This window comes from Streptomyces sp. YS-3 (assembly GCF_045257485.1).
Taxonomy (GTDB): domain Bacteria; phylum Actinomycetota; class Actinomycetes; order Streptomycetales; family Streptomycetaceae; genus Streptomyces.
The window spans coordinates 1-1444 of the sequence record NZ_JBJHPC010000984.1 but is presented as its reverse complement, the minus strand read 5'-3'; the positions used below and the strand labels follow the sequence as shown (position 1 = coordinate 1444).

Below are 1444 nucleotides of genomic sequence, written 5' to 3'. Positions count from 1 at the left end.
CGCGTGCGGCGGCCCGGGCGGCCTCGGGGCCCCCGGCACCGTGACCGGCCTGGACGGTGGGCGGCATCGGCGGATGGGCCTCGGCGCCCGGCACGTATCCCATCGCGGGACCGGCCCCCGCTCCCGCCTGGAAGTGGGCGCCGCGCTCCAGCCGGTCGAGCCGGGCCTGGACCGAGCGCTCGTCGTCGTACGCGGCGGGCAGCAGCACGCGCGCGCAGATCAGCTCCAGCTGGAGCCGGGGCGAGGTGGCGCCGCGCATCTCCGTCAGCCCCGTGTTGACGAGGTCGGCGGCGCGGCTGAGCTCGGCGGCGCCGAAGACGGAGGCCTGGGCCTGCATCCGCTCGACGACGTCGGCGGGCGCGTCGATGAGCCCCTTCTCCCCTGCGTCCGGCACGGCGGCGAGGATGACGAGGTCCCGCAGCCGCTCCAGCAGGTCGGCGACGAACCGGCGGGGGTCGTTGCCGCCCTCGATGACCCGGTCCACGACCTCGAAGGCGGCGGCGCCGTCCCCGGAGGCGAAGGCGTCCACCACGGAGTCGAGGAGGGAGCCGTCCGTGTAGCCGAGGAGGGCGGTGGCCATGGCGTACGTCACACCGTCCTCGGCGGCGCCGGCGAGGAGCTGGTCCATGACGGACATCGAGTCACGCACGGAACCGGCGCCCGCGCGCACGACGAGCGGCAGCACGCCGTCCTCGACGGGGATGCCCTCCTGCCCGCAGACCTCGCCCAGGTACTCGCGGAGTGTGCCGGGCGGCACGAGCCGGAAGGGGTAGTGGTGGGTGCGCGACCGGATCGTCCCGATGACCTTCTCGGGCTCGGTGGTGGCGAAGATGAACTTCAGGTGCTCCGGCGGCTCCTCGACGACCTTCAGCAGGGCGTTGAACCCCGCCGAGGTGACCATGTGGGCCTCGTCGATGATGTAGATCTTGTACCGGCTGCCGGCCGGCCCGAAGAAGGCCTTCTCGCGCAGCTCACGGGCGTCGTCCACGCCACCGTGGGAGGCGGCGTCGATCTCGATGACGTCGATGGACCCCGGCCCGTTGCGCGCGAGGTCCCGGCAGGACTGGCACTCCCCGCACGGCGTCGGCGTGGGCCCCTGCTCACAGTTCAGGCACCGGGCGAGGATGCGCGCGCTGGTCGTCTTTCCACAGCCACGCGGCCCGCTGAACAGGTACGCGTGATTGACCCGGTTGTTCCGCAGCGCCTGCTGCAGCGGGTCGGTGACATGCTCCTGCCCGATGACCTCGGCGAAGGACTCCGGGCGGTAGCGGCGGTACAGCGCAAGGGACGACACACCTACGAGGTTATCGGGGCGGACTGACAACCGGCCCCGCGAGCGGCAGACGACGGGTTCCCGGGGACCTGTCGCCCGGTCCGGCCCGGGTCCGGCTCCCGTGCGACCCACCACGACCGGATCCGCTGTGCCCCCGCCCCGCCCCTACAC

Annotated in this window: 1 protein-coding gene; it reads right to left on the bottom strand. The window is 73.3% G+C overall.

Annotated elements, in window-relative coordinates:
- A partial coding sequence (locus ACJA3G_RS36895; RefSeq protein WP_406557376.1) for a DNA polymerase III subunit gamma and tau occupies positions 1-1294 on the bottom strand: 1294 nt, incomplete at its 3' end.
- Positions 1295-1444 lie beyond the last annotated feature (150 nt).